The 26,827-nt window shown below is 62.5% G+C and carries 23 protein-coding genes; 2 read left to right on the forward strand and 21 right to left on the reverse strand.

All coding sequences use genetic code 11. From position 1 onward, the window contains the following. The first annotated feature begins 256 nt into the window (after positions 1-256). On the forward strand, positions 257-427 hold the full coding sequence (locus tag OKW27_RS28775; RefSeq protein WP_429335503.1) for a hypothetical protein: 171 nt from the start codon (positions 257-259) through the stop codon (positions 425-427). Between the two features lie 103 nt (positions 428-530). Here OKW27_RS28775 and OKW27_RS28780 read toward each other — a convergent pair whose 3' ends face one another. The 4 genes from OKW27_RS28780 to hemE all read right to left on the reverse strand — a co-directional run bounded on the left by OKW27_RS28780 (position 531) and on the right by hemE (position 6,226). Next, a complete protein-coding gene (locus OKW27_RS28780) occupies positions 531-704 on the reverse strand; it encodes a hypothetical protein (RefSeq protein ID WP_260321177.1) in 174 nt (57 codons plus the stop codon). Positions 705-813: 109 nt separating this feature from the next. After that, positions 814-2,244 carry a YeiH family protein gene (locus tag OKW27_RS28785; protein WP_429335504.1) on the reverse strand — a complete coding sequence of 477 codons (1,431 nt, stop codon included), beginning with the start codon at positions 2,242-2,244 and terminating at the stop codon, positions 814-816. A gap of 169 nt (positions 2,245-2,413) precedes the next feature. Beyond that, positions 2,414-4,651 carry a primosomal protein N' gene (locus OKW27_RS28790; protein ID WP_429335505.1) on the reverse strand — a complete coding sequence of 746 codons (2,238 nt, stop codon included), beginning with the start codon at positions 4,649-4,651 and terminating at the stop codon, positions 2,414-2,416. Between the two features lie 474 nt (positions 4,652-5,125). Next, the gene (gene hemE / locus OKW27_RS28795) at positions 5,126-6,226 is read right to left on the reverse strand and encodes a uroporphyrinogen decarboxylase (RefSeq protein ID WP_429335506.1); all 1,101 of its coding nucleotides are present in this window, start codon (positions 6,224-6,226) and stop codon (positions 5,126-5,128) included. A gap of 295 nt (positions 6,227-6,521) precedes the next feature. On the opposite strand from hemE, the gene OKW27_RS28800 reads away from it, so the two are divergent. Then, positions 6,522-7,313, forward strand: a complete 792-nt coding sequence (locus OKW27_RS28800; protein WP_184051712.1) for a transporter substrate-binding domain-containing protein — start codon at positions 6,522-6,524, stop codon at positions 7,311-7,313. Positions 7,314-8,128: 815 nt separating this feature from the next. Here the strand turns inward: OKW27_RS28800 and OKW27_RS28805 are convergent. The 17 genes from OKW27_RS28805 to OKW27_RS28885 all read right to left on the reverse strand — a co-directional run bounded on the left by OKW27_RS28805 (position 8,129) and on the right by OKW27_RS28885 (position 26,639). Further along, positions 8,129-9,859 (reverse strand): AMP-binding protein, encoded by a 1,731-nt coding sequence (locus tag OKW27_RS28805; RefSeq protein WP_429335507.1) that lies wholly within the window; start codon positions 9,857-9,859, stop codon positions 8,129-8,131. A gap of 234 nt (positions 9,860-10,093) precedes the next feature. Next, positions 10,094-10,519: a F0F1 ATP synthase subunit epsilon gene (locus tag OKW27_RS28810; RefSeq protein WP_090802403.1), complete on the reverse strand. Its 426-nt coding sequence runs from the start codon at positions 10,517-10,519 to the stop codon at positions 10,094-10,096. Positions 10,520-10,677: 158 nt separating this feature from the next. After that, the gene (gene atpD, locus OKW27_RS28815; protein ID WP_090802401.1) at positions 10,678-12,072 is read right to left on the reverse strand and encodes a F0F1 ATP synthase subunit beta; all 1,395 of its coding nucleotides are present in this window, start codon (positions 12,070-12,072) and stop codon (positions 10,678-10,680) included. A 101-nt stretch (positions 12,073-12,173) separates the two neighbouring features. After that, positions 12,174-13,058, reverse strand: coding sequence for a F0F1 ATP synthase subunit gamma (gene atpG, locus OKW27_RS28820; RefSeq protein WP_090802400.1), 885 nt, complete (start codon positions 13,056-13,058; stop codon positions 12,174-12,176). A 140-nt stretch (positions 13,059-13,198) separates the two neighbouring features. Further along, on the reverse strand, positions 13,199-14,740 hold the full coding sequence (gene atpA / locus OKW27_RS28825) for a F0F1 ATP synthase subunit alpha (protein ID WP_090802398.1): 1,542 nt from the start codon (positions 14,738-14,740) through the stop codon (positions 13,199-13,201). 56 nt (positions 14,741-14,796) lie between these two features. Further along, positions 14,797-15,336 carry a F0F1 ATP synthase subunit delta gene (locus OKW27_RS28830; protein ID WP_090802396.1) on the reverse strand — a complete coding sequence of 180 codons (540 nt, stop codon included), beginning with the start codon at positions 15,334-15,336 and terminating at the stop codon, positions 14,797-14,799. A gap of 2 nt (positions 15,337-15,338) precedes the next feature. Next, positions 15,339-15,809, reverse strand: coding sequence for a F0F1 ATP synthase subunit B (locus OKW27_RS28835; protein WP_090802394.1), 471 nt, complete (start codon positions 15,807-15,809; stop codon positions 15,339-15,341). Between the two features lie 136 nt (positions 15,810-15,945). Then, entirely contained in the window at positions 15,946-16,215 is a 270-nt protein-coding gene (gene atpE, locus OKW27_RS28840; protein ID WP_007180033.1) for a F0F1 ATP synthase subunit C, read from the reverse strand. 82 nt (positions 16,216-16,297) lie between these two features. Then, positions 16,298-17,149: a F0F1 ATP synthase subunit A gene (gene atpB / locus OKW27_RS28845; protein ID WP_090802392.1), complete on the reverse strand. Its 852-nt coding sequence runs from the start codon at positions 17,147-17,149 to the stop codon at positions 16,298-16,300. 165 nt (positions 17,150-17,314) lie between these two features. Then, positions 17,315-17,860 carry an ATP synthase subunit I gene (locus OKW27_RS28850; protein ID WP_090802391.1) on the reverse strand — a complete coding sequence of 182 codons (546 nt, stop codon included), beginning with the start codon at positions 17,858-17,860 and terminating at the stop codon, positions 17,315-17,317. A gap of 575 nt (positions 17,861-18,435) precedes the next feature. Continuing rightward, positions 18,436-19,323, reverse strand: a complete 888-nt coding sequence (locus tag OKW27_RS28855) for a ParB/RepB/Spo0J family partition protein (protein ID WP_090802389.1) — start codon at positions 19,321-19,323, stop codon at positions 18,436-18,438. Positions 19,324-19,341: 18 nt separating this feature from the next. Beyond that, positions 19,342-20,133, reverse strand: a complete 792-nt coding sequence (locus tag OKW27_RS28860; protein WP_090802387.1) for a ParA family protein — start codon at positions 20,131-20,133, stop codon at positions 19,342-19,344. A 71-nt stretch (positions 20,134-20,204) separates the two neighbouring features. Continuing rightward, a complete protein-coding gene (rsmG, locus tag OKW27_RS28865) occupies positions 20,205-20,888 on the reverse strand; it encodes a 16S rRNA (guanine(527)-N(7))-methyltransferase RsmG (RefSeq protein WP_429335508.1) in 684 nt (227 codons plus the stop codon). Continuing rightward, a complete protein-coding gene (gene mnmG / locus OKW27_RS28870; RefSeq protein ID WP_429335509.1) occupies positions 20,885-22,843 on the reverse strand; it encodes a tRNA uridine-5-carboxymethylaminomethyl(34) synthesis enzyme MnmG in 1,959 nt (652 codons plus the stop codon). The genes rsmG and mnmG overlap by 4 nt, the downstream gene beginning before the upstream one ends. A 175-nt stretch (positions 22,844-23,018) precedes the next feature. Then, on the reverse strand, positions 23,019-23,795 hold the full coding sequence (locus OKW27_RS28875) for an ABC transporter ATP-binding protein (protein WP_090802382.1): 777 nt from the start codon (positions 23,793-23,795) through the stop codon (positions 23,019-23,021). Beyond that, positions 23,795-25,579, reverse strand: a complete 1,785-nt coding sequence (locus OKW27_RS28880) for an ABC transporter permease subunit (RefSeq protein ID WP_429335510.1) — start codon at positions 25,577-25,579, stop codon at positions 23,795-23,797. The genes OKW27_RS28875 and OKW27_RS28880 overlap by 1 nt, the downstream gene beginning before the upstream one ends. A gap of 4 nt (positions 25,580-25,583) precedes the next feature. Further along, entirely contained in the window at positions 25,584-26,639 is a 1,056-nt protein-coding gene (locus OKW27_RS28885; protein WP_429335511.1) for a branched-chain amino acid ABC transporter permease, read from the reverse strand. Positions 26,640-26,827: the final 188 nt, after the last annotated feature.

A 26,827-nucleotide genomic window follows, 5' to 3' on the forward strand; every position in this document is an offset into this window, starting at 1 on the left:
AAATAAAAAGGTGCAACCAAATCGGCAGGTTGGTTGCACCCCGTCGGAAGCCTTATGGAACATGGGTTTCCGGGCGATGACCGACAGTCGAACCGGGGTGTTTTCGATCGGTACTTTCCCTGGCGTGATTCTTTTTGAAATAAGCCTTATCAAACGACTTCGCGCGCCGATATACAGAAGCACGAAGACGGACGGCCCGAAACGTCGGTTTCAGGGCACGCAGAAAAGATAAACGGGGTTCTCGAGGGTTGGTGTAATGGAAAAGTGGCTGGTAATACTGGGCATCTGGGCGCTGTGCGCGGCCTGTGCGGTGTTTTTCATTCGAGGCGCGACACGGGGCTCGAATCGGCGCGAAGAGGAGCGCAAGCGTGCGAGCGCGGCCTCGCGTGGATCGGCGGGCGATACGCGAAACGCGCTGAACGACTGAGATCAGGAGAGGCGCGAAACGGCTCATGAAGCCGGATGCGCGCGAATGTGGGGATTCGCGACTGGATTGGCGCGGGGAGTTGCGCCTGAAGATCGCTGTTGGATCAGCGCGGCCCGAGCGACGGCGCAACCGGCTCGAACCGCGCACAGACATCGCCGGGCGATACCAACTGGTCATGCAGACCACACAGCCGGCTATCGGCGACGCTCGCACCGAACCCTGAACTGAACACGGCAAGCCCTGGGATGCGCTGCTCGAGCGCATCCCGTTCGCTCACGCGATGCCGGCATGCGGCGCAGCAGGGCGCGTCCGCCGCGCAGCTGCGCTCTACGGCGCCTACGTATGGCGCAGCGCCGGCGCCACGATCCATCGAAATCTTCATGGCGTTATCCGAGGCTGTTCCAGTACGACGCGAACACGTGTGCGGACAGCGCGTAACCGATCGCGATATTGACCACCACGCCCGCCGTGAACGCGAGGAACGGCTTCAGACCGGTCGCGGCAAGCGAGCGCAAGCGCGTCGTCAGACCGATGCTCAGGAAGCAGAAGGTGAACGCCCACGTGCGCAGCACCGTGATCGGCGCGACGAACTCCGGCGTGACGACCTTACGGTAATCGGCGAGTGAATAATGGCTCGCGATCCACGTGACCAACGCCGACGCGATCACGAAGCCGATCACGAACTTGGGGAAACGCGCCCAGATCTCACCGGCATTCGCGCGCGCGGCGACGCCGCTGTCCTGCGCTTCCCAGCGCGTCGTCGCGACGATTGCGAGCACGAACGCCCAGATGCCGATCCAGATGTCGCGGCCGACCACCTTCATCAGCGTGAAGGCCTGCAACGACGCTTCCGGCGCGCCGGCGATCGCGCCGCCTGCGTGGCGCGCGAAATCGCCGTAGGCCTGGGCGGCGGCGATGCCCGCGGCGTCGGCGAATTCGGAGGTGCCGATCCAGGCGCCGGCGACGGCCGTCGGCAGTCCGAGCGAGCGCGACGCGAACGGCAGCACGAAGATCATCACGATCGCCCACAGCACGACCAGCGTGATCGCGACCGACGCCTGCTCGCGTTTCGCCCGTACCGCGCCGGCAATCGCGATCGCTGCCGACACGCCGCACACCGCGCCGCCGACACCGAGCACGGCGGCAAAGCGTCGATCGAGTCCGAATGCTCGCGCAACGAGAAAGATCACGAAGAACGTCACCAATGAGACGATGCTCGCCTGGACGACCGCGACCGGACCGGCCCACACGAGCAGCGTGAACGGCAGCGTCGCGCCGAGCAGCACGATACCGACCTTGATGTAAAACTCGACGCGCAGCCCGGCCGCGAGCCACTCCGGCAGCGTGAACAGGTTCGACACGAGCAGCCCGAGCGCGAGCGCGACGAGCGGCGGCTCGAGGTTGTACCTGGACGCGTCGACCCATGCGCCGAGCGTCAGAATCAGCGCGGAAGCGACGAACACCACGACGAACGCGGCGAGAAACGCGCCGACGCGCTGCCGGAGCAGGGCGACGCTCGCGCCGAACAGCACCGCGAATGTCGCGAATAGCGCGAAGTAGTTGGGTAGATGCTTGCCGATGTCCTGCGCGGCCTGCGCGACGCTCGACCATTTGGCCGGCGCGACCGCGAGCCACTTGATGCTGCTGCCCGACGCGAACAGCGCCCACGCGATCACGATCACGAGCAGGCCGACGCCCGCGGCGAGCCAGTCTTCGGTCAGCGAAAAGCCGCTGCCTCGTGCGGTTTGCGCGTCTTGTGTACCTTGCCGCTGACCCGGCGCGGCGCCCTCCGGCACGGTGTGATGGGTGTCGCTCATTGCAGATGCCCCGCGAAAGTTGAGTGGCATCGGCGCGAAGTTATTGTCGTTTAGCCCCAAAATGCGCCGATTTGGCGACTATAGGCGAGCGGGATCGCAAAGCGAAACGATCATTCGCTCTATGGATATGACTCAAAGAAGTATGGCGGGCGTCATCTGGCCCGTGGCGTCAGATGTCGAGCGGATCGACTTCGAGGTTCCAGCGCAGCACGCCCTTGAGCACGCGCAACAGTGGCTGCCACGCGCGCAGCGTAGCCTGCAGCGCCGCGCGCGATGCGCTTTCGATCAGCAGCTGCGCGCGATGCACGTGCATCACCTTGACGATCGTGAGCGGCACTGCGTCGTAGACGGTGACGCGCCCGGCGGCAGGAATCCGCGCAAGTTCGGCGGCGGCCTGCTGCAGAAACGCGAGCGCCGCTTCGAGCGTGCGGCCTTCGGCGCGCAACAGCGCCTGGTACACGAACGGCGGCAGGTGCGCGTCGCGTCGCTCGGCGAGCGTCGCATTGGCGAAGCCGACGTAGTCATGACGGCACAGCGCGTGATACAGCGCGTGACGCGGATAGCGCGTCTGCACCAGCACTTCGCCCGGCAGACCGGCGCGGCCCGCGCGGCCGCTCACCTGCATCAGCTGCGCGAACAGGCGCTCGCTCGCGCGGAAATCATGCGAAAACAGCGCGGTATCGGCGTTCAGCACGCCAACCAGTGACACGCGCTGGAAATCGTGTCCCTTCGCGATCATCTGCGTGCCGACCAGAATATCGACCTCGCCCGCGTGCACGTCCGAGAACAACGCCTGCGCGCTGCCCTTGCGGCGCGTGCTGTCGGCGTCGATTCGCAGCACGCGGGCGCCCGGCACCGCGCTCGCAAGCGTTTCCTCGACGCGCTGCGTGCCGCGCCCGAGCGGTGCGATATCGACGTTGCCGCACTCCGGGCACGAACGCGGGATACGAGACTCCCAGCCGCAGTGATGGCAGCGCAGCGCGCGCTCGGGCTTGTGCAGCACGACGTAGGCGCTGCAGCGCGGACAACCGGCCACCCAGCCGCACGCGTCGCAGGCGAGTTGCGGCGCGTAGCCACGGCGGTTGAGGAACACGAGGCTCTGCTCGCCGCGTTCGAGCCGCGCCTTCATCGCGGCGATCAACGGGCCCGACAAACCTTCGATCGATGCCCGCCCGCGTCGGCGCTCGTCTTCGAGATCGATGAGACGCACGCTCGGCAGTACGGCCTCGGCGACGGCGCGGCGCGACAGCGTGAGCCGCTCGTAGCGGCCCTGATCTGCCTGCCACCAGCTCTCGAGCGACGGCGTCGCCGAGCCAAGCACGACCGGCACGCCGAGTTGCTTCGCCCGATAGATCGCGAGATCGCGCGCCGAATAGCGCAAGCCTTCCTGCTGCTTGTAGGCCGGATCGTGCTCCTCGTCGACGACGATGATCGCCAGCCGCGGCAGCGACGCGAGCACCGCGAGCCGCGTGCCGAGCACGATGCGCGCGCGGCCGGTGTGCGCGGCGAACCAGTTGCGGGCGCGCTCGCCTTCGGCGAGGCCGCTATGCAGCGTGACGATCGCGCTGGCGTCGAGCGCGGCGAAGCGGGCGCGGAACGCCGCCTCGAACTGCGGCGTCAGGTTGATTTCCGGTACCAGCACGAGCGCTTGCGCATCGGGCTTGCCGGCCAGAATCGCGGCGAGCGCGCGCAGATACACCTCGGTCTTGCCGCTGCCCGTCACCCCGTGCAGCAGGAACGGCGCGAAGCCGTGGGCGTCGTGGATCGCTTCGACGGCACTCGCCTGTTCGTCGGTGAGGGTTGGCAGGGCAGGCGCGGGCATGTTCGGCAGCGACGCGGCGGCGGGCACCGTGGCGGCGTCGATCACATCGAGCGTGACCCAGCCTGCCGTCTGCCATGTGTCGAGTGTCGCCAGCGCCTTCGGATGCAGCGCGCGGGCGTCGGCAGCGAGGAGGAAGTCGGCTCGAGCGAGCGCTTGAGCGAGCGCTCGGAGCGCGGTCGCGCGGGCCGGCAAGGCGTCAGGCAATACCGTGCGGCCCTCGGCCGTCAACCGATAGCGCTCTTCCGGCGCGAACAGCCGCGACCAGCGCGACGCGTCGCGCAGCGCCTGCGGCAACCCCGGCAGCGCCACCTCGCCGAGACCGCGCTGATAGTAGTCCGCGGCGAATGCGGCGAGCGCGAGCCAATGTGTCGACACCGGCGGACACGCGGTGCAGACCTGATCCACATCACGCAGGCGCTCGGCCGGCACGTCGCTGTGAGCGGTCACTTCGCAAACGAGCCCCACCACGTGCCGCTTGCCAAACGGAACACTGACGAGCGTGCCTACGACAGCCGCCGTGGAGATGTCGCAGCGGTAGTCGAACAGGGTCGGCAGCGGATGGTCGAGCGCGACGCGGACGAACATTTCGTTCACTCGGCGTGGCGCTGAGGATGAGCCGGCAGGAGGCCAACTCGCGGCGCGGGGTGGGTCGCATGGGACGCGAAGCCGTAGAAGTTAAAGTAAAACCTTAATTTCACCGCTAAGTTTTGGATTCGACTGAACAATTGCGCTCGGCTCGCGGCCCTGTGGATAACTTTGTTGAGAACTTCGCTTCGACGGGCCGCAAACGGCGCCGCGACGGCCTTGTGTGGGATTCCGCACATTTCATCACGCGCCCCGCAAACCCTTGCCCGGCAAGGCTCAGATCAAATGCGCCGAGTATGTGCAAGGGTCGGGGCACGATTAAAGTCTCTGCCGCGCCGCAGCGTGCGAAGTGTGCATAAGTCAGCTCTTGACTTTCGTAAGACCACCATCTGGCGGCGGATTCGCGGAGCCGCGGTCCTTAGGGCGAGAGCCCAATTCGCTGCGGTGCAACAAGAAACGGTAATGATTACACACTCACGCGGGCGTAGGTGCGCCACTACGAATAACGCGGCTGTGACGATGCACTTCGTCGACCAGTTCAGCAACATGCTCTGGCGGCGTGAACTGTGAAATGCCGTGACCCAGATTGAAAACGTGGCCGGGATGGTTGCCGAAACTGTTGAGCACCGCGCGCGCTTCCATGCGGATCGCGGCAGGCGGCGCAAACAGCACCGACGGATCGATGTTGCCCTGAAGCGCCACCTTGCCACCGACACGTTCGCGCGCCGTGCCGAGGTTCACTGTCCAGTCGAGGCCCACCGCGTCGACGCCGCTCGCGGCGATGTCGTCGAGCCACAAGCCGCCCCCCTTCGTGAACGCGATTACGGGCACTTTTTCGCCGTCGTGTTCGCGCTTCAGCTGGCTGACCACCTGCTCGATGTAGCGCAGCGAAAAGCGCTGATAGATGCCATCGGCGAGCGCTCCGCCCCATGTGTCGAAAATCATCACCGCTTGCGCGCCGGCTTCGATCTGCGCGTTCAGATATGCCGCGACCGAGCGCGCGTTGACCTCGAGAATCCGCTGCAGCAGATCGGGACGCGCGTACAGCATCGATTTGACGGTGCGAAAGTCCGCCGAGCCGCTTCCTTCCACCATGTAGCACGCGAGCGTCCATGGGCTGCCTGAGAAGCCGATCAGAGGCACGCGCTGGCGGCCTTGCGCGTCCTTCAGCGCCGAGCGGATTTCACGCACGGCGTCGGTCACGTAGCGCAGTGTCGCGTCGATGTCGGGCACCGCCAGGCGCGCGACGTCGTCTTCGGTGCGCACCGGACGGGCAAATCTCGGCCCTTCGCCGTTGACGAACTCGAGACCGAGGCCCATCGCGTCGGGCACGGTCAGGATGTCGGAGAACAGGATCGCGGCGTCGAGCGGATAGCGATCGAGGGGCTGCAAGGTGACTTCCGTCGCGAAAGCCGGGTTCTTCGCGAGACCGAGGAAACTGCCCGCGCGGCCGCGCGTGGCGTTGTATTCCGGCAGATAGCGGCCAGCCTGCCGCATCAGCCAGATCGGCGTGTAGTCGGTGGGCTGGCGCAGCAGCGCGCGCAGAAAAGTGTCGTTCAGGAGTTGATGGGCCACGTTGCGTGCGACTGAAGAGCTGAGGGCAAAGGAGCATTTTACCGGAGGCGGCTCCGGACATCGCGCGTCGCGGGGTAATGAATGTGGCGACGACGCGTCGTGGGAAGCGGGCGGGAAGCAGCTCGGACGCACCTCGATCAGCTACCGCCCGCCACTGCCCGCACGGGCCCAGGGTCGATGTCTTCCGCTGCCCGGGTCGCCCTGGCTGAACGGCCGATGTTCAAGCCCGCGCTGCCAAGCTACTATCCAACAGCTTTACCAATGAATTGCACACTACACACCACCAGGATACTCGATGAAGAAGGCAGCACTCGCAATGCTCGGCGCGCTCGCCGGCGTCCTGATGCACGTCGGCGTAGCCAGCGCGCAAAACGCCGCGCCCGCGCCCTCCAGGCTCGACGACATCATCAGCCGCGGCACGCTGCGCGCTTGCACTACCGGCGACTACAAGCCGTATTCGTTCTACAGGGGCGATGGCCAGTTCGAGGGCATCGATATCGACATGGCTGAATCGCTCGCGAAGTCGCTCGGCGTGAAGGTCGAGTTCGTCAAGACGTCGTGGTCGAACCTGATGAACGACTTCGTCGCAAAGTGCGACATCGGCATTGGCGGTGTGTCGCCGACGCTCGAGCGCCAGAAGCATGCGTTCTTCACACAGGCTTACATGATCGACGGCAAAACGCCGATCGTCCGTTGCGACGACGTCAACAAATATCAGACGGTCGCGCAGATCGATCAACCGTCCACACGAGTGATCGTCAATCCGGGGGGCACCAACGAGAAGTTCGCGAAGCAATACTTCACGCACGCAAACGTGACCGTTTATCCGGATAACGTGACGATCTTCAAGCAGATCCTCGCGGGCAAGGCGGACGTGATGGTGACGGATGCGTCGGAAACGCTGCTGCAGCAGAAACTCAATCCCGGCCTCTGCTCGGTGCATCCGGACAAGCCGTTCCAGTACGGCGAGAAGGCCTGGTTGCTGCCGCGCGGGGATGTCGCGTTCCAGCAATACGTCGATCAGTGGCTGCATCTCGCTCGAGCGACCGGCGAGTATCAGGCTATCTCGGACAAGTGGTTGAAGTAAGCCGACCGTGTCCGTTGGAGGCCGTCAGCTGCTGACTGATTGGGAGGGCGCCCTGCGCGCGCCTGGAGATTTGGGTGCCGGCAATGATGTAACGAAGGGCGACGTCGTCGGGTCGTATAACTGTCCGGGTCAGGTCCAAGGTGCAGCGATGCGCCCCTTTCCAATACGCGGCACAAGCGGACTCGCTTTGCTGCATTGCATCACAGGTTTTTCATCGAATTGCGATGTATTTCGGGGCAGGGTCACAGCGCTGGTTCCGCAGGAAATTCGTCGCTCGAACGCTGCAGACGCAACCATTTCATGCTGATGAGTGACCCAATTTCTGCTGCACCAGACGTCATGAATGGCATCAATCATGCGTATTAAATTGCGGCGTAGTCATCGGTAATAACTACGTTTTAAAGGTTTCATTTTGGCAATAAATCCCGCAGCGCCTTATCTGGCGGGCGTTACAACCTGAAACACTTTGTTACCGCGTTCATAGGGTAATTCGCCCACAATGCCCTCAACGGTTTCAACACGGATGTGGCTGTGTGCGTGGTGTGAGCGGATACGATGCACTTGCCGGTCGGCGCTTGCCGAAGCCCTGTAAAGGGGCATCCCTGCTGGGGCCGTCATCGACGCAGGGGCGTCGTGATAACCGTCCCATCTTTGGTCTCCTCGCGCTAACCCCGTAGCGTGTGGTTTTTAGCGGGCTCCAGGCCCGCTTTTTTTTCGCCTGCTCAAACGTTTGCGCGCGACGAATCCTCGCCGCGCAACTCCTGTTCTACCGTACCTATTTGGCATATTTGGCTGCGCAGCGTGCTGCGGCGGCGTCACGCCGTCTTGTCCTCTCTGAGTTTCAACTCGCCGATCATCCGTTCGCGCATCACGAATTTTTGCACCTTGCCGGTCACGGTCATCGGCAGTTCTTCGACGAAGCGGATATATCGCGGCACCTTGTAATGCGCAATCTGTCCCTGGCAGAACTGCTGGATTTCTTCTGCCGTCGCCTGTTCGCCGGTCCGCAGCACGATCCACGCGCATACTTCTTCGCCATACCTGGTATCGGGCACGCCGAACACCTGCACGCTCTGGATCTTCGGGTGACGGAACAGAAACTCCTCGATCTCGCGCGGATAGATGTTTTCACCGCCGCGAATCAGCATGTCCTTCAGCCGGCCTACGATGTTGCAATAGCCTTCGGCGTCGAGCGTCGCCAGGTCGCCCGTGTGCATCCAGCCGTCGACGATACACTCGTGCGTCTTCGCTTCGTCCCCCCAGTAACCGAGCATCACCGAGTAGCCGCGCGTGCATAGCTCGCCCGTTTCGCCGACCGGCACGATATTGCCGAGCGGATCGACGATTTTCACTTCGAGATGCGGCTGGATGCGCCCGACTGTCGTCGTACGCTTGTCGAGCGGATCGGTCGTCGAGCTCTGGAACGAGACTGGGCTGGTTTCCGTCATGCCGTAGGCGATCGTGATCTCGCTCAGGTGCATCTTCGAGACGACCTTCTTCATCGTCTCGATCGGGCACGGCGAGCCCGCCATGATGCCGGTGCGCAGCCGCGAGAAGTCGTACGAGGCGAAGCTCGGATGGTCGAGTTCTGCGATGAACATCGTCGGGACGCCGTGCAGCGCGGTGCATTTTTCCTCCGCGGTCGCGGTGAGTGTCGCGGCCGGATCGAAGCCCTCGCCCGGAAACACCATGTTCGCCCCGACCGACACGCACGCGAGCACCGCCAGCACCATCCCGAAGCAGTGGTACAGCGGCACTGGAATGCACAGGCCGTCCTGCTCGCTGAGCCGCATCGCCATCGCGATATAGCCCGCGTTGTTCACGACGTTGCGATGCGTCAGCGTCGCGCCCTTCGGATTGCCCGTCGTGCCGCTCGTGAACTGGATGTTGATCGGCTCCCGGCACGACAGCGTCGCGCCGATCGCATCGAGCCGAGTGGCGTCGAACGACGCACGGCCACGCTCGATCACGTCGGAAAAGCTCAGCATGCCTGGGGTCTCCGTGTCGCACATGCGGATCACGTAGCGCAGTTCCGGCAGCCGCGCGGCATGCAGTTCACCCGGCGGCTGCGTCGCCAATTCGGGCGCGAGTTCCTGCAGCATCTCGAGGTACATCGACGTCTTGAAGCGCTCGGCGGTGATGATCGCCTTGCAACCGGCCTTGTTCAGCGCGTATTCGAGCTCCGCGAGCCGGTAGGCAGGATTGATGTTGACGAGGATCGCGCCGATACGCGCGGTCGCGAACTGCGTCAGCAGCCACTCGACGCGGTTCGGCGACCAGATGCCGACGCGATCGCCCTTCGCGATGCCGAGTGCAAGCAGCCCGGACGCAAGCACATCCACTTCCTGCGCGAATTCGCTCCACGTCCAGCGGATGCGCTGCTCCCGAAACACCACGGCCGGCCGGTCGGGAAAGCGCGCCGCGGTGTCGCGCAGAAGCTCGCCGACGGTCGCTTCGCTCAACGGATTTTCAGTCGACCCGCGCACATACGACAGTCCATCCGCGGGTTCGATGAGCGCACCTTCTCCCGAGCTATGCGTTGCCATGGTGTTGTCTCCGTGAGCGCAAGCGCGCTCGATTGAAATGAATTTGAAATCGATTGTGCACCGGCGCGTATCCTGCCGGCATCAAGTCTTACCCGCACCGCGTCGCATCGACCGCGGCGAGCGGCGACCGTCCGTTTCTCCAACCTCGTCGATTTTGCCGACCTTTACGTAAACGTCAACTAGCTATCAAAAAAAAGCAGCCGCGCAGGCTGCTTTCTTCTACTACGTGCTGCTTTAGTGCTGGCCGCGCAGCTTGCGCAGACGCTGGATTGCCGCGAGCTGCGCCGTCGCGTACGCGAGTTCCGCCTGTGCGGTCGCGTACTCGAGGTTCGAGCCCGTGTTCTGCAGCGCCTCTTCCGCACGCTTGCGTGCGTCTTCGGCCTTGGCTTCGTCGAGATCCTTGCCGCGGATCGCGGTGTCGGCGAGAACCGTCACTGCACCCGGTTGGACTTCGAGGATGCCGCCGGCGACGAACACAAACTCTTCTTCGCCGTTTTCAACTTCGATGCGCACCGCACCCGGACGGATCCGCGTGATGAGCGGCGTGTGGCCCGGCAGAATGCCGAGTTCACCCGCTTCGCCTGGCAGCGCGACGAACTTCGCCTGGCCCGAAAAGATTTGCTCTTCCGCGCTGACGACGTCTACTTTAATGGTTGCCATATGTGTCGACTCCTGTCGACGAGAGTTAGCGCTTGAGTGCTGACTCCCGTCCCATGCAAGGCGGGTTGAGCGTAATCAGAGACGCTGGCTTTGCGCAACACTACCGTTTTGGCAGCCGTGATGCGCGAGGTCGGCGCCCGCTTCGTTACACCCGACCTTTACTGGATCTTCTTGGCTTTTTCGAAGGCTTCGTCGATCGTGCCGACCATGTAGAACGCTTGCTCCGGCAGGTGGTCGCACTCGCCTTCGACGATCATCTTGAAGCCACGGATCGTTTCCTTCAGCGGCACGTACTTGCCCGGCGAACCCGTGAACACTTCAGCGACGTGGAACGGCTGCGACAGGAAACGCTGAATCTTACGAGCGCGCGCGACGGCGAGCTTGTCTTCCGGCGCGAGTTCGTCCATGCCCAGAATCGCGATAATGTCGCGCAGTTCCTTGTAGCGCTGCAGCGTTTGCTGCACGCCGCGCGTGATCGAATAGTGCTCTTCGCCGATCACGTGCGGGTCGATCTGACGCGAGGTCGAATCGAGCGGGTCCACCGCGGGGTAGATACCGAGCGAAGCGATGTCACGCGACAGCACGACGGTTGCGTCGAGGTGGCCGAAGGTCGTAGCCGGCGACGGGTCGGTCAAGTCGTCTGCAGGGACGTACACGGCCTGCACCGACGTGATCGAGCCAGTCTTGGTCGACGTAATACGCTCTTGCAACTTACCCATTTCTTCAGCCAGCGTCGGCTGATAGCCCACTGCCGACGGCATACGGCCGAGCAGTGCCGACACTTCGGTACCGGCCAGCGTGAAACGGTAGATGTTGTCGACGAAGAACAGCACGTCGAGGCCTTCGTCACGGAAGTGCTCGGCCATCGTCAGGCCGGTCAGCGCGACGCGCAGACGGTTGCCCGGCGGCTCGTTCATCTGGCCGTACACGAGCGCGACCTTGTCGAGAACGTTCGAGTCCTTCATTTCATGATAGAAGTCGTTCCCTTCGCGGGTACGCTCGCCCACACCGGCGAACACGGAGTAGCCGCCGTGTTCCTTCGCGATGTTGTTGATCAGTTCCATCATGTTCACGGTCTTGCCCACGCCGGCGCCACCGAACAGACCCACCTTACCGCCCTTCGCGAACGGGCAGATCAGGTCGATAACCTTGATGCCGGTTTCGAGCAGCTCGGTCGACGGCGACAGTTGGTCGAACGCCGGAGCCTTCTGGTGGATCGCACGCGTGGTTTCGCTCGAGATCGGGCCGGCTTCGTCGATCGGACGGCCAAGCACGTCCATGATACGGCCGAGGGTCGGCTTGCCGACCGGCACGCTGATCGGGTTGCCCGTGTTCTTCACGATCGTGCCGCGGCGCAGACCATCCGAAGCACCCAGACAGATGGTACGGACCACGCCGTCGCCCAGCTGCTGCTGGACTTCGAGCGTCAGTTCCGAACCTTCCAGAATGAGCGCGTCGTAGATCTTCGGCATGGTTTCACGCGGAAATTCCACGTCGATCACCGCGCCGATGCACTGTACGATCTTGCCTTCTACCAAAGCAGTAGTACTCATCGCTTTTCCTTTAGATACTCAATTCTTCACTCGCGCAAAGGCGCAGTTTCTCCGATGGGTGCGCCGCTCGGGCGCACACGCAACGACCTGCCTGACCGGGGTCAGACGGCCGCCGCTCCACCGACGATTTCCGACAGTTCTTTCGTGATCGCGGCCTGACGGCTCTTGTTGTAGACGAGCTGCAGATCGTTGATGACCGTCTTCGCGTTGTCCGAAGCGGCTTTCATCGCGACCATGCGGGCCGACTGCTCCGATGCCATGTTTTCCGCGACGGCCTGATAGACCAGCGCTTCGACATAACGCACCAGCAGTTCGTCCACCACTGCCTGCGCATCCGGCTCGTAGATGTAGTCCCACTGCGTGCTCGGCGTCGTACCGTCTTCTTCCGTGCGCTCGAACTGGTCCGCCGACAATGGCAGCAGTTGCTCGATCACCGGCTCCTGCTTCATCGTGTTGACGAAGCGCGTGTACGCGAGGTACACCGCCGAAATCTTCCCTTCCGAGTACAGGTCGAGCTGCACCTTCACAGCGCCGATCAGTTTTTCCAGATGCGGCGTATCGCCCAGTTGCACGACGTTCGACACGACTTTCGCCTGCAGTCGGTTCAGGAAGCCCAGGCCCTTGCTGCCGATCGCGGTTGCCTCGATCGTCTTGCCCTGGCCTTCCAGCTCCTTGAACTTCTGCAGCGACGCACGCAGCACGTTGGTGTTCATCCCCCCGCACAGACCTTTATCAGTCGTGACGAGGATGATGCCGGCCGCCTTCGCGCCTTCGTTCGACACCATGAACGGGTGACGATACTCCGGGTTCGCACGGCTCATGTGCTCGGCGATATCGCGGACCTTGTCGGCATACGGGCGAGCAGCGCGCATGCGCTCCTGAGCGCGGCGCATCTTCGATGCGGCCACCATCTCCATCGCTTTCGTGATCTTGCGCGTGTTTTGCACGCTCTTGATCTTGCCGCGAATTTCCTTCATTCCAGCCATTGCTTGCTCCTTTGTCGGCCCGAGTTAGCGCTTTAGCGCTAACTCGGGTCCCATGCAATGCGGCCGAAGTAGCGCGGGAGCATTCGCATGCGGCCCGCGCCGCTTCAAGGTCCGTTTATGCCTTGCGGATCACTCGCGGATCAATAAGCGCCGGACTTCTTGAAGTCTTTGACGGCCGTGTGCAGCAGGCCTTCGTCGTCCTTCGAGAGTTCCTTGGTGTCTTCGATACGCTTGACGAGGTCAGCATGGCTCGACTTCAGGTGGTCGCGCAAGCCCTTTTCGAACGGCAGGACTTGAGCAACTTCGAGGTCGTCGAGATAGCCGTTGTTCGCCGCGAACAGCGACACAGCCAGTTCCCACACTTGCAGCGGCTGATACTGCGGCTGCTTCAGCAGTTCCGTCACGCGGCGGCCGCGCTCGAGCTGCTTGCGGGTCGCTTCGTCGAGGTCCGATGCGAACTGCGCGAACGCAGCGAGTTCACGGTACTGCGCCAGGTCGGTACGGATACCGCCCGACAGCTTCTTCACGACCTTCGTCTGAGCCGCGCCACCCACACGCGACACCGACACGCCAGCGTTAATCGCCGGGCGGATACCTGCGTTGAAAAGGTCGGTTTCAAGAAAGATCTGGCCGTCGGTAATCGAGATCACGTTCGTCGGAACGAATGCGGTCACGTCGCCTGCCTGCGTTTCGATGACCGGCAGTGCCGTCAGCGAACCGCTCTTGCCCTTCACTTCGCCGTTGGTGAACTTCTCGACGTACTCTTCCGACACGCGAGCAGCACGCTCGAGCAGACGCGAGTGCAGATAGAACACGTCACCCGGATAAGCTTCACGGCCCGGCGGGCGGCGCAGCAGCAGCGAGATCTGACGGTATGCCCAAGCCTGCTTGGTCAAGTCGTCGTAAACGATCAGCGCGTCCTGACCGCGGTCGCGGAAGTATTCGCCCATCGTGCAGCCGGCGTACGGTGCGAGGTACTGCATCGCAGCCGATTCCGAAGCCGAAGCGGACACGACGATCGTGTATTCCAGCGCGCCGGTTTCTTCCAGCTTGCGCACCACGTTCATGATCGACGAAGCCTTCTGGCCGATCGCGACGTAGATACAGAAGAGGTTCTTGCCCTTCTGGTTGATGATCGCGTCGACTGCGACTGCGGTCTTGCCGCACTGGCGGTCGCCGATGATCAGCTCACGCTGGCCACGGCCGATCGGCACCATCGCGTCGATCGACTTCAGACCGGTCTGGACCGGTTCCGAAACCGACTTACGCCAGATCACGCCCGGAGCAATCTTTTCGATTGCATCGGTCTTCTTCGCGTTGATCGGGCCTTTGCCGTCGATCGGGTTGCCGAGTGTGTCGACCACGCGGCCGAGCAGTTCCGGACCCACCGGCACTTCCAGAATGCGGCCCGTCGTCTTGACGATGTCGCCTTCCGAAATGTGTTCGTATTCACCCAGAATCACGGCGCCGACCGAGTCGCGCTCGAGGTTCAGCGCGAGACCGAAGGTGTTGCCCGGAAATTCGAGCATTTCGCCCTGCATCACTTCCGACAGGCCGTGGATACGCACGATACCGTCGGTCACGGAGATCACGGTGCCCTGGTTGCGAACGTCTGCGCTCGCGTCAAGGCCCTGGATCCGGCTCTTGATCAGCTCGCTGATCTCAGAGGGATTGAGTTGCATTATTCGCTCCTGATAGTCAATTCTGTTGCGTGCCAGCCGCTAAAACGCGAAGCGCTTCAGGCCGTCAGGGCCGTTTGCATGCTGGCGAGCCGCGCGCGGACCGAGGTATCGAGCACTTCGTCGCCGACCGTCACGCGTACGCCGCCGATCAGCGAGTGATCGACTTCGACCGTCGGCTTCAGCTTGCGCTTGAACTTGCGTTCGAGGCTTGCGACGAGTTCGTTCAACTGCGCACCTTCGAGCGGGAATGCGCTGACGATCAGCACATCTGCTGCCCCTTCGCGGGCGTTCTTCAACTCTTCGAACTGCGAGGCGATTTCCGGCAGCAGCTGCAGGCGATGGTTGTCCACCAGCATCTGCACCAGATTCTTCGCTTGCGCGTTGTCCTTGAGCGGCGACTTGACCGCGGCCAGCAGCAGATCGCTTACCTGGGCACGGCTCACTTTCGGGCTCGAGGCGATCGACAGCACTTCGGGCAGACGCGCAACCTGTGCCAGCTCCTGCACGAGCGTGGACCAGGCGGCGATGTCACCAGCTTCGGCCACGCCAAACAGCGCTTCCGCGTACGGACGGGCGATGGTTGCAAGTTCGGCCATGATCAGAGCTCGGCTTTCAGTTGATTCAGCAGGTCAGCATGAGCCGCCTGGTCGACTTCGCGCTGCAGGATCTGTTCAGCGCCCTTCACAGCGAGTGCAGCAACTTCGCCACGCAGCGCTTCGCGCGCCTTCACGACTTGCTGATCCGCGTCGGCCTTCGCCTGCGCGATGATGCGGGCGGCTTCCGCCTGCGCCTGAGCCTTGATTTCGTCGGCGACTGCGACAGCGCGCTTTTCAGCGTCGGCAATGCGTTGCTGGCCGTCGTTGCGAGCCTGAGCCAGTTCCTGGTCGACGCGCTTGTGAGCGGCTTCGAGTTCCTGCTTGCCCTTTTCCGCGGCGGACAGACCGTCGGCGATCTTCCTCGCGCGCTCGTCGATGGCGTTGATCAGCGGCGGCCACACGAATTTCATCGTGAACCACGCGAGGATCAGGAACACGACCATTTGCGCAAACAGGGTTGCGTTGAGATTCACGGTGTTTCCTTAAACGTTGCTAGTTCGGAAAGTGAAACGGCAAGGCGCTCATCGATTCTGCTCGATCAGCGCCCCAGTACCCGTTCCGCCCTGCGCCTTTACCTGTTATAGCTCAGGCGCAAACCTCCGAGGAACCTCAGCCTGCCAGCTTCGAGAGCAGCGGGTTCGCGAACGCAAACAGCATTGCCACACCAACGCCAATCAGGAACGCCGCATCGATCAGACCAGCCAGCAGGAACATCTTGGTTTGCAGCGGGTTCATCAGTTCCGGTTGACGGGCGCATGCTTCGATGTACTTGCCGCCCATCAGACCGATACCGATACAGGCGCCGATAGCACCCAGGCCGATGATGATGCCGATACCGATGGCGGTCAGACCCTGGATGTTGGCGATGAAAGCTTGCATGATCACTCCTTTGTGAAAAGTCTTTTAGAACTGGTTGGAACTGGGATTTGAAAAACTACGATTCTTTTACCGACGGCGCAGGTTAGTGCGTGTCGTGTGCCTGGCCGATGTACACCAGCGTCAGCATCATGAAAATGAACGCCTGCAGCAGAACGATCAGGATGTGGAAGATTGACCACACTGTGCCGGCGACCACGTGGCCGATGAAGCCAAGCACCGTCGTGTCCGCGCCGAAGCTCCAGAGGCTGCCGAGCAGGGCAATCAGCAGGAACAACAGTTCGCCCGCGTACATGTTGCCGAACAACCGCATGCCGAGCGAGACCGTCTTCGCGACGAACTCGATGATGTTCAGTGCGAGGTTCGGGATCCACAGCAGCGGATGCGCGCCGAACGGAGCGGACAGCAGTTCATGCACGAAGCCGCCAACGCCCTTGATCTTGAAGTTGTAGTAAATCATCAGCACGAACACGCCGAGCGCGATACCGATCGTGCCGTTCAGGTCGGCGGTCGGCACGATGCGGTGGTGCGGGATGGCTTCGGACAGACCCAGCCAGCCGATCACACGGCCCGGCAGGTCGACGGGAATGAAGTCGAGTGAGTTCATTAGCGCGACCCAGACGAACACGGTCAGCGCGAGCGGCGCGATGAAGGTGCGCGAGCCGTGGATCATGGCCTTCGATTGATCCTCGACCATTTCGACAAGCATTTCGATCGCGCATTGGAAGCGACCCGGCACGCCGGCCGTTGCCTTGCGGGCTGCCAGATGCAGCACGAAGATCGTGACGAGGCCGCACACGATCGACCAGAAAAGGGTGTCGAGATTCCACACATGGATGTCGAAAATCGACGTCTGGTGTGCGGTGGAAAAGTTCTGCAAGTGGTGCGCGATGTACTCGGACGGATCCATTGCGCGCGTGCCTTCGCTAGCTGCCATATCGTTAAAGCCACCCAAATTGTCGAAAATCGTTCGAGGCCGCTCCCGCCGGAACACTGTGTCGCGGGAACGCGCCGGGTGCGGGCCCTGTCTCACCCGCACACCCGTGCCGGCGCTGCGCGCCGGCCTTAAATTCTTTTTGCTGCTGTTTTTTGTGCTGCTACCTTAGCGCCACGCCAAGGCGATCCAGTAAGTCTTCAGCGCGATGAGGTAGGTCACGAGCAGCGGAATCCAGCGTACGTCGTGATACCAGAAGGCGATTGCAACAAACATCGCAATCGTTGTCCCCATCTTGAGTGCTTCGCCGATCATCCAGCTCATCACGGTCTCGGCGCCGCCCTGCTTTTTCAGTCGTGCCGCGAACAACGCGCCCGGCACCCAGCAGATCGCCCCCCCGAGGAACGCGGACAGCGCAGCAGCGCCCGGCGGCTTGTAGAACAGCCACCACAACAGCGTTGCGACCAGGGACAAAACCATTTGCGCTGCGACGACCCTGAACGGCGTTACGCGCGATGGACGACCCACGCCGGGACCAAACAGCTTTTCCGCCTCGGCCCGCGTGAGCGGAACGATATTGTTATCTTCCTGCGCGTCATCCCACGCTTCGGCCGGATCGAACTGCCGACTGGAGGACATCTCGGGTGCGGAGCGTTCAGCGCGGTGTCTGTCGTCACCATTCTCCGGCGACAGATTCGACGTTTTGACCGCCATCGCAATGTTCCGAAAGTCTCGTTCAGCCCGCGAGTTTACGCAGCGCTTACGGGGTTGCCGTGCAATTAAATCCGGGCGATTGTAAGCGATAGTTGCAGGCAATTCAAGACTTTAGGCCAGCCTATAACCGCGTGAAACTTCCCTTCACGATGCGGTAAAACGTACGCTAACGACGCGAAACACGTCAAATGTAAGGCGGGCGGGGGGCGGCAAAACCCGTGCGGGTGGTCGCGTGGATCAAAGCTCGTTGGCAGTGCGTTCCGACGCAGCGGCAGACGTCTCGAAAATGCAACAAATGCCTCTTTTTTAAGGGCTGAACGGGATGGCTCTTCTAATGAACTGAATCAGCCTCACCGCAAATTTCGATGATGATCGGGTCGCTTTTGATAGCGGCTCGTCAGGATGATTATCGCGTGAATGGGGAGCGTCTGAAGCTAGGATTCCTGATTATTCGTGCATCGGTTGTTTTGGAATCCGCAATAGTCGCTCGCACCGAGGTAGACCAACTCGCGGCAGTGCTCATGCACAGGCCGCCAGCCGTTCACCACTCTTGCCTGCTGAGCGCCAATCTGTGCTCAGACGTTCGCGTTCCCGCGCAAACGAACCAGAATGCCTTCCAGCGCGTCGAGATCGCCGAAGTCCACCAGCACCTGGCCGCGACCGCGTCGGCCGAGCTTGATTTTCACCGTAGCGGACAGCAGATCCGACAGTTCCTCTTCCAGGCGTCGCGTGTCACGGCCGCCGTCCGGATTCGCGCGGGCCTTGGCCGCCGGCGTCACCTTCGTGGTCATCGCAACCAGCTTTTCCGTCTCGCGCACAGACAGGCGCTTGTTGACGACCTGGTTGGCCAGCGTGATCTGCGTCGCGGCATCGACGGCGAGCAGCGCGCGAGCGTGGCCCATGTCGAGATCGCCGGCGAGCAACATCGTCTGTACCGGTGTCGCAAGGTTCAGCAGACGCAGCAGGTTCGACACCGCGCTGCGCGAGCGGCCCACCGACTCTGCCGCCTGCTCATGCGTGAAATTGAATTCGTCGAGCAGGCGCTGGATCCCCTGGGCCTCTTCGAGGGGATTCAGATCCTCGCGCTGGATGTTTTCGATCAGCGCCATCGCCGCGGCGGCCTGGTCGGGCACGTCCTTCACAAGCACCGGCACCTCGTCGAGGCCCGCAAGCCGCGCCGCGCGAAAACGCCGCTCCCCCGCGATGATCTCATAGCGGTCCGCCGCGATCGGACGCACGAGAATCGGCTGCATCAGCCCTTGCGCGCGGATGCTCGCCGCAAGCTCCTGCAGCGCGCCTTCGTCCATGCGCGTGCGCGGCTGGTATTTGCCCGCCTGCATCTTGCCGAGCGGCAATACGTTCGGCGCGCCGTCGATCACCGCTGCCTCGGTGATATCGGCGGTGCCGCCGAGCAATGCCTCCAGACCGCGGCCCAGTCCCTTCTTTCTTGCTACTGCATTCATCGTGCTTCCTCGATCCGCTTAGGATGCCTGGGGCGCGTCATTCAGCGCGCGCACCCGCTCAATCATTTCGACGCCGAACTGCACGTACGCCTGCGCGCCTCGCGACGCCCTGTCGAACACCACACCGGGCAGCCCATAGCTGGGCGCCTCGGCCAATCGCACGTTGCGTGGAATCACCGCGTCGAAGACCTTGTCGCCGAAGTGCTCTTTCAATTGATCCGAGACTTGCTGTTGCAACGTAATGCGCGGATCGAACATGACGCGCAGCAGACCGATCACCTTGAGGTCGCGATTCAGATTCGCATGGACCTGCTTGATCGTGTTGACGAGGTCGGACAGACCTTCGAGCGCGAAGTATTCGCACTGCATCGGAATGACGACGCCGTGCGCGGCGCATAGTCCGTTGAGCGTCAGCAGTGACAAAGCCGGCGGGCAATCGATCAGCACGAAATCGTACTCGCCCTCGACCCCGGCGAGCGCCGCCTTCAGTTGACGCTCGCGATTCTGCATGCTGACGAGTTCGACCTCGGCGCCCGCGAGCTCACGGTTCGCGGGAAGCACGTCGTATCCGACCGCCTCGGGCCGTACGCGCGCATCGGCCACCGACACGTTGTCCACGAGCACCTCGTAGACCGTGTTCGTACATTCGGCCTTGTCGATACCGCTGCCCATCGTGGCGTTGCCTTGCGGGTCCAGATCGATGAGAAGGACTCGCTGTCCCTGCGCTGCCAGGCTCGCGGCCAGATTGACTGTGGTGGTCGTCTTGCCGACGCCGCCCTTCTGGTTCGCAACGCAGAAGATTTTTGCCATCGTTGGTGTGTCCCTTTTGCTGCTTGGATGAAGTGAAAATCGTTGAGGGTGCTGACAGGCCGAAGTGGCCGTCAGCTTTCGGGGTCCACTCGCACCTCGATCAGATGCCGCTCGGCATCGAGCGACGGCACGTTCAGCCGGATGATCTGTTCCACGTGAGCGCCCGCCGGCAGACGCGCGATTTCGGTATCCGGCCACATACCCTTCATCGCCCAAATTGCGCCCTGCTCCGCAACCAGATGACGGGCCAGTGTAACGAAATCCGAGAGTTCTGCGAACGCGCGCGAGACAATTACGTCGAACTTTGCCGGTACTTCGGCGCCAGGCCGCAGCGTCTCCACCCGACCGGTCAGAATCGACAGGTTCGCGAGGCCCAGTTCCGCCTTCGCCTGCGACTGAAAGGCAGTCTTCTTATGGACGATGTCGTTCGTCGTGATGGTCCAATCGGGCAGCACGATCGCGAGCACGATGCCCGGCAGCCCCCCGCCCGAACCGACGTCGAGCACCGACGACGGCCCGCGCGGCGCCAGGTGCGGCACGATCGATAGCGAATCGAGAATGTGCTGGATTAGCATCTGCCTCGGATCGCGGATCGCTGTCAGGTTGTAGACGTTGTTCCACTTCGCGAGCAGCGCGACGTAATCGAGCAGCTTGCGCTGCTGCGCGTCGCTGAGTTCGAGACCAAGTTCACGGACACCCTCCGCCAGCAATGACGCCAAGGCCTGCTGGTCGATTCCCCTCTGCGCTGCCGTCATTGAACCACCGGCGTGCTGTCGGCGCCGGGCTCGGCGGACTTCGACGGACGACGCCCGAGGCCACGCTTCAGATGGACCATCAGCAGCGAGATGGCGGCAGGCGTGATACCGGAAATACGCGACGCCTGTCCGATCGTTTCCGGCCGGAACTGCATCAACTTCTGGCGAGCTTCGAACGACAGCCCACGGACCTCGGTGTAGTCCAGCCCTTCAGGCAGACGCGTGTTCTCTTGCGCCTCGTTGCGTTCGATCTCACCGGCCTGTCGGTCGATGTAGCCCTGATATTTGATGCCGATTTCGATCTGTTCCTTGATTTGCGCGAGCAGCACGGGGTCTTCCGCAAGTGCTTCGGGCGCGCCACAAGTGCCGTCACGCAGCCCGCAGACGCCGTCGTAGCAGACGCCCGGACGACGCAGCAGGTCCGCGAGACTGTATTCGTGGTCGATTGGCTTGCCAAGCAAGGCGGTCGCCTCTTCTGCCGATAAGGTCTTAGGATTGACCCAGGTCGAACGCAAGCGCTGTGTTTCACGTGAAACAGCGTCACGCTTGCGACTGAAGGCGTCCCAGCGGGCATCATCGACCACGCCGAGTTCGCGCCCGATCTCCGTCAGCCGCGTATCGGCGTTGTCTTCGCGCAAGCTCAGACGGTACTCCGCGCGGCTCGTGAACATCCGGTACGGCTCGGACACCCCGCGCGTGACTAGATCGTCCACGAGCACGCCGAGATAAGCCTGGTCGCGACGCGGACACCATGCTTCCTTGCTTTGCACAAACAGACCGGCGTTGATGCCGGCCAGAGTGCCCTGTGCAGCTGCCTCTTCGTAGCCGGTCGTACCGTTGATCTGTCCGGCGAAGAACAGGCCACTGATTACCTTCGTTTCTAGGGATGCCTTCAGGCCACGCGGATCGAAAAAGTCGTACTCGATCGCGTAGCCGGGGCGCAGGATATGCGCATGCTCGAGCCCACGCATGGAACGCACCAGCTCGAGCTGCACGTCGAAGGGCAGGCTCGTCGAGATCCCGTTCGGATAGAACTCGTTGGTCGTCAGACCTTCCGGCTCGAGGTAGATCTGATGCGATTCCTTCGACGCAAACCGGTGAATCTTGTCCTCGATCGACGGGCAATAGCGTGGCCCCACCCCCTCGATGACGCCCGTGTACATTGGCGAACGATCGAGACCGCCGCGAATGATGTCGTGTGTCCGTTGATTCGTATGCGTGACCCAGCACGGCACCTGGCGCGGGTGCTGCTCGACACGCCCGAGGAACGAAAACACCGGCACCGGGTCCAGATCGCCGGGCTGCTCTTCGAGCTGCGAATAGTCGATCGTGCGACCGTCGATTCGCGGTGGCGTACCGGTCTTAAGCCGGCCCTGCGGTAGCTTCAGCTCTTTCAACCGCGCCGACAGCGAAACCGCAGCCGGGTCGCCCGCGCGTCCGGCGGTGTAGTTGTTCAACCCCACGTGAATCTTGCCGTCGAGGAACGTGCCCGCGGTTAGCACCACCGCGCGCGACCGGAAACGAATACCCACTTGCGTGATGGCGCCGACCACGCGGTCGCCCTCGACCATCAGATCGTCGACGGCCTGCTGAAATAGCCAGAGGTTCGGCTGATTCTCTAGACGATGGCGGATCGCCGCTTTGTACAGCACGCGGTCAGCCTGAGCGCGCGTCGCGCGGACCGCCGGTCCTTTCGACGAATTCAGGATCCGAAACTGGATGCCGCTTTCGTCGGTAGCGGCCGCCATGGCGCCACCCAGCGCGTCGACCTCCTTGACCAGATGGCCCTTGCCAATGCCGCCAATCGACGGATTGCAGCTCATCTGACCAAGGGTCTCGATGTTATGGGTCAAAAGCAGCGTTTTGTTGCCCATGCGCGCCGACGCTAAAGCAGCTTCGGTGCCGGCATGACCGCCGCCGACGACGATTACGTCAAATTCTGTGGGAAAAAGCATCGCGGGATCTCACGCCAGATCGTCGCGTGAGCCTTCAAAAGAAATGTATGGGCGAATTATAACGGGTTCAGTTTCGGCCCGAATTTCGTCCGAGTGGTGAAACAATAAAAAAGCGGTGTGTTTCACGTGAAACACACCGCTTCCAGAGACAGCGATCAGCGAAATAAGCGCGGGCTTATGCGACCTTTTTGGCAAGACCGAGATAGGTTTCGATCACCCGGGGATTTTGCGCGAGGTCGGTTGCCGGTCCTTCCAGTGCCAACTCGCCGGTTTCCAGCACGTAGCCGTAGTCCGAGATCTGCAATGCAGCGCGCGCATTCTGCTCGATCAGCAGCGTCGCGACGCCCGTCTGCCGCAAGGCGCTGATGATGTGAAAGATTTCCTTCACGATCAGCGGCGCGAGACCGAGGCTCGGCTCGTCCAGCATTAGCAGATCGGGCTTGCCCATCAGGGCGCGGCCGACCGCGAGCATCTGCCGCTCGCCGCCGGAAAGCGTGCCGGCCGCCTGCTTGCGCCGCTCCTTCAGCCGCGGAAACAGTTCGAACACCGGTTCCAGCTGATCGAGAAAGTTGCGCTCCCCTGCTCGCTTGCGCCGGTAGGCGCCAAGCAGCAGATTGTCCTCGACGGTCATCGAAGCGAAAAGCTCGCGCTTTTCCGGCACCAGGCACATACCAAGCGCAACGCGTTTTTCGACCGGCGTCGCGCTGACGTCGTCGCCCTGATAGGAAACCGCGCCTTTCGCATGCCCGGACGTCGGCAACGCGCCCATGATCGCATTCAGCAGCGTCGACTTTCCCGCGCCGTTCGGGCCGATCACGGAGACGATCTGCCCCGCCCGCACCTTGATCGCCGCATTGTGCAGCGCTTCAACCTTGCCGTAGCGCACGGACAGTTGGCTCACTTCGAGAATCGGTCCCGTTGCCGCCACGCCGGTCGTTGTCATGTCGTCCATCATTCCACCCCACCCAGATACGCTTCGAGCACCGCCGGATCCTGCTGGACTTCCTGCGGCAGGCCCTCAGCGATCCGCGTGCCGAACTCCATCACCACGAGCCGGTCCGTCAAATTCATCACGAAATCCATGTCGTGCTCGACGAGCAGCACGCTCATCCCTTCTGTCTTCAGTCTGCGCAGCAGTTCGGCGAGCTGAAGCTTTTCCTGATACCGGAGACCAGCGGCCGGTTCATCGAGCAATAGCAGAGTCGGGTCGCAGCACAGGGCGCGCGCAATTTCGAGAATCCGCTGTTGACCAAGCGCCAGGCTGCCCGCTTCGTCATACATGTGCTGTTCGAGGCCGACGCGGCGAATCTGCCGAGCGGCTTCGGCCATCAACCGCTGCTCTTCGGAGCTGTTCAGCCGCACGACACTGCGCCACACGCCCGCATGGCCACGTAGATGCGCACCGATCGCGACGTTTTCGAGCACGGACATACCCGACAGCAGCTTCACGTGCTGGAACGTCCGGCCGATGCCGCGCTTGACGATTTCACGCGAACTCAGCGCATCGATGCGCTCGCCGCGGAACGTGATCTCGCCGCTTGTCGCCTGCAGCACACCGGTCACGAGATTGAAGGTCGTCGACTTGCCCGCGCCGTTCGGTCCGATCAGCCCGATGATCTGCCCTGCTTTGACCTCGAAGCTGACGTCGTTCACCGCGACCAGACCGCCGAACTGCTTGCGCGCCTTGTTCACCGTCAGCAGGTCTTCGCCGGTCTGTGGCTTGTTGCGCTGCGGCAAAGGATCCGCGTGATCGACGAGATGCGCCCGCGGGCCACGCGGGAAAAAGCGCGCGACGAACGGCCAGACGCCCTGCCGCGCGTACTGCAGAAGCAGCACCATGATGATGCCGAACACGATCACTTCGAAGTTGCCGTTCTCGCCGAGCAGTTTTGGCAGCAGCGTCTGCAAATAGTCCTGCAGCACGGTCAGGATCGCCGCGCCGAGCACCGCGCCCCAGACGTGCGAGACGCCGCCCACCACCGCCATGAACAGGAACTCGATGCCGTGATTCAGTCCAAACGGCGTCGGATTCACGGCGCGCTGCAAGTGCGCGTACAGAAAACCCGAGACCGACGCAAGCACCGCCGCATAGACGAAAATCACGACGCGCATCCAGCCGGTGTTGACGCCCATTGCCTCGGCCATCAGACCGCCGCCGCGCAACGCGCGGATTGCGCGACCCGGCCGGCTATTAAGCAGATTCTGAACAGAGACGACCGCACCGAGCACGACCACCCAGATCAGGTAATAGATATGGCGGCCGGACTCAAGATTGATCCCGAAAACATTCAACACCGGGATGCCGTTGATGCCGTCGTACTTGCCGAGCATGTCGAGATTGCCGAACAGGTAGAACAGCGCGAGCCCCCACGCAATCGTGCCGAGCGGCAGAAAGTGGCCGGATAGGCGCATCGTCACGAGACCGAGCATCAGCGCAACCAGGGCAGTGACGATCACGCCCGCGATCAGTGCGAGCCACGGCGACACGCCGAAGTTCGTCGTCAGATACGCGGTTGCATACGCGCCGATACCAACGAACGCGGCCTGCCCGAAGCTCGTCATCCCGCCGATGCCGGTCAACAGCACGAGGCCGATCGCGACGATCGAATAGAGACCGATGTAGTTCAGCAGCGTGACCCAGTACTCGGGTACATGGATCGGATGCGGCAGAACCGGCAAAGCGAACAGCACCACGAGGAACAACCAGAAGAACTTCTTTTGCATGATTCGTTTCATCGTGTCACTCCGCTTCCTCTTCGGCGTGCGGGCTCGCAAGACTGCGCCACAGCAGCACCGGGATGATTAACGTGAACACGATCACTTCCTTATAAGCACTAGCCCAGAACGACGAATACGACTCCAGCAGACCAACGAGAATCGAGCCGGCCGCCGCCAGCGGATAGCTGACCAGACCGCCGATGATCGCGCCCACGAAGCCCTTCAAACCGATCAGGAAGCCCGAGTCGTAGTAGATCGTCGTGAGCGGCGCGACGAGGATGCCGCACAGTGCGCCGAGCCCCGCCGCAAGCGTGAATGCGAGGCGTCCCGCCTGCGTGGTGCCGATGCCGACGAGCCGCGCGCCGAGCCGGTTCACCGACGTCGCGCGCAACGCCTTGCCCGAAATCGAGCGATCGAAGTACAAATACAGCGCGCCGATCAGCACGGCCGCGGTGCCGATCACCCACAGGCTCTGTCCGGAGATCGACAACGTGCCGATGCTGAACGTCGCATCGGAAAACGCGTTGGTGCGCGAGCCTTCGGCGCCGAACATCACGAGGCCGAGACCGACCATCACGAAATGCACGGCCACCGCGACGATCAACAGCAGCAGCGTGGTCGCCTCCGCGATCGGCTCGTAGGCAAGGCGATACACGAACGGACCCATCGGAATCACGATCAGCAGCGTCAGCGCGATCTGCACGATCATCGGCAACGGCTGCAGGAAGATGCCGCGCGTGAGCGCGTAGACCGCGATCGGAAACAGCAGGTACTTCCCCGCCAGCACGGGCAGCGTGCGCGCCGCATGACGACGCCGCTCAGCATGCCGCAACACGGCCGCCGTCTCGACGACGAAGCATGCCGCGCCCATCGCCATCAACAGCCAGCAGGTGGCCGGAAACTTCTGCGTTTGCAGTGCGGCGAGCGTCAACGCACCGTACGAAACGAACTCCCCTTGCGGGATGAAGATCACCCGCGTGACGGAGAACACCAGCACCAGCGCAAGCGCGAGCAGCGCGTAGATCGCGCCGGTCGTGATGCCGTCCTGCGCGAGGATCGCCGCAATTGATAGATCCATACTTCCTCGTCCTGAAGCGTCGAAATCGAAAAACCGGGAAACAGTCGCGACGGCGCGGTGCGAAGCCGGCCATCGATCTGCATGTCAGAAAAGACAACCGCCGCGCCGGGACGCGGCGCGGCGGTCGATGCCATTGTCGTCGAACACAATGGCAATGCGGCGTCATGCACCGCAGATTGCGCGAGAGG

Source organism: Paraburkholderia sp. 35.1 (assembly GCF_050436525.1).
Classification (GTDB): domain Bacteria; phylum Pseudomonadota; class Gammaproteobacteria; order Burkholderiales; family Burkholderiaceae; genus Paraburkholderia; species Paraburkholderia tuberum.

Coding starts and splice junctions, on each gene's coding strand:
- atpE (WP_007180033.1), bottom strand. CDS start 16,215: ATGCAAGCTTTCATCGCCAACATCCAGGGTCTGACCGCCATCGGTATC.
- OKW27_RS28805 (WP_429335507.1), bottom strand. CDS start 9,859: ATGGCAACGCATAGCTCGGGAGAAGGTGCGCTCATCGAACCCGCGGAT.
- OKW27_RS28775 (WP_429335503.1), top strand. CDS start 257: ATGGAAAAGTGGCTGGTAATACTGGGCATCTGGGCGCTGTGCGCGGCC.
- OKW27_RS28860 (WP_090802387.1), bottom strand. CDS start 20,133: ATGGCAAAAATCTTCTGCGTTGCGAACCAGAAGGGCGGCGTCGGCAAG.
- OKW27_RS28790 (WP_429335505.1), bottom strand. CDS start 4,651: ATGTTCGTCCGCGTCGCGCTCGACCATCCGCTGCCGACCCTGTTCGAC.
- OKW27_RS28785 (WP_429335504.1), bottom strand. CDS start 2,244: ATGAGCGACACCCATCACACCGTGCCGGAGGGCGCCGCGCCGGGTCAG.
- OKW27_RS28855 (WP_090802389.1), bottom strand. CDS start 19,323: ATGAATGCAGTAGCAAGAAAGAAGGGACTGGGCCGCGGTCTGGAGGCA.
- OKW27_RS28885 (WP_429335511.1), bottom strand. CDS start 26,639: ATGGATCTATCAATTGCGGCGATCCTCGCGCAGGACGGCATCACGACC.
- OKW27_RS28875 (WP_090802382.1), bottom strand. CDS start 23,795: ATGGACGACATGACAACGACCGGCGTGGCGGCAACGGGACCGATTCTC.
- atpD (WP_090802401.1), bottom strand. CDS start 12,072: ATGAGTACTACTGCTTTGGTAGAAGGCAAGATCGTACAGTGCATCGGC.
- mnmG (WP_429335509.1), bottom strand. CDS start 22,843: ATGCTTTTTCCCACAGAATTTGACGTAATCGTCGTCGGCGGCGGTCAT.
- OKW27_RS28800 (WP_184051712.1), top strand. CDS start 6,522: ATGAAGAAGGCAGCACTCGCAATGCTCGGCGCGCTCGCCGGCGTCCTG.
- OKW27_RS28880 (WP_429335510.1), bottom strand. CDS start 25,579: ATGAAACGAATCATGCAAAAGAAGTTCTTCTGGTTGTTCCTCGTGGTG.
- atpA (WP_090802398.1), bottom strand. CDS start 14,740: ATGCAACTCAATCCCTCTGAGATCAGCGAGCTGATCAAGAGCCGGATC.
- OKW27_RS28830 (WP_090802396.1), bottom strand. CDS start 15,336: ATGGCCGAACTTGCAACCATCGCCCGTCCGTACGCGGAAGCGCTGTTT.
- OKW27_RS28850 (WP_090802391.1), bottom strand. CDS start 17,860: ATGGCGGTCAAAACGTCGAATCTGTCGCCGGAGAATGGTGACGACAGA.
- OKW27_RS28810 (WP_090802403.1), bottom strand. CDS start 10,519: ATGGCAACCATTAAAGTAGACGTCGTCAGCGCGGAAGAGCAAATCTTT.
- atpB (WP_090802392.1), bottom strand. CDS start 17,149: ATGGCAGCTAGCGAAGGCACGCGCGCAATGGATCCGTCCGAGTACATC.
- atpG (WP_090802400.1), bottom strand. CDS start 13,058: ATGGCTGGAATGAAGGAAATTCGCGGCAAGATCAAGAGCGTGCAAAAC.
- rsmG (WP_429335508.1), bottom strand. CDS start 20,888: ATGACGGCAGCGCAGAGGGGAATCGACCAGCAGGCCTTGGCGTCATTG.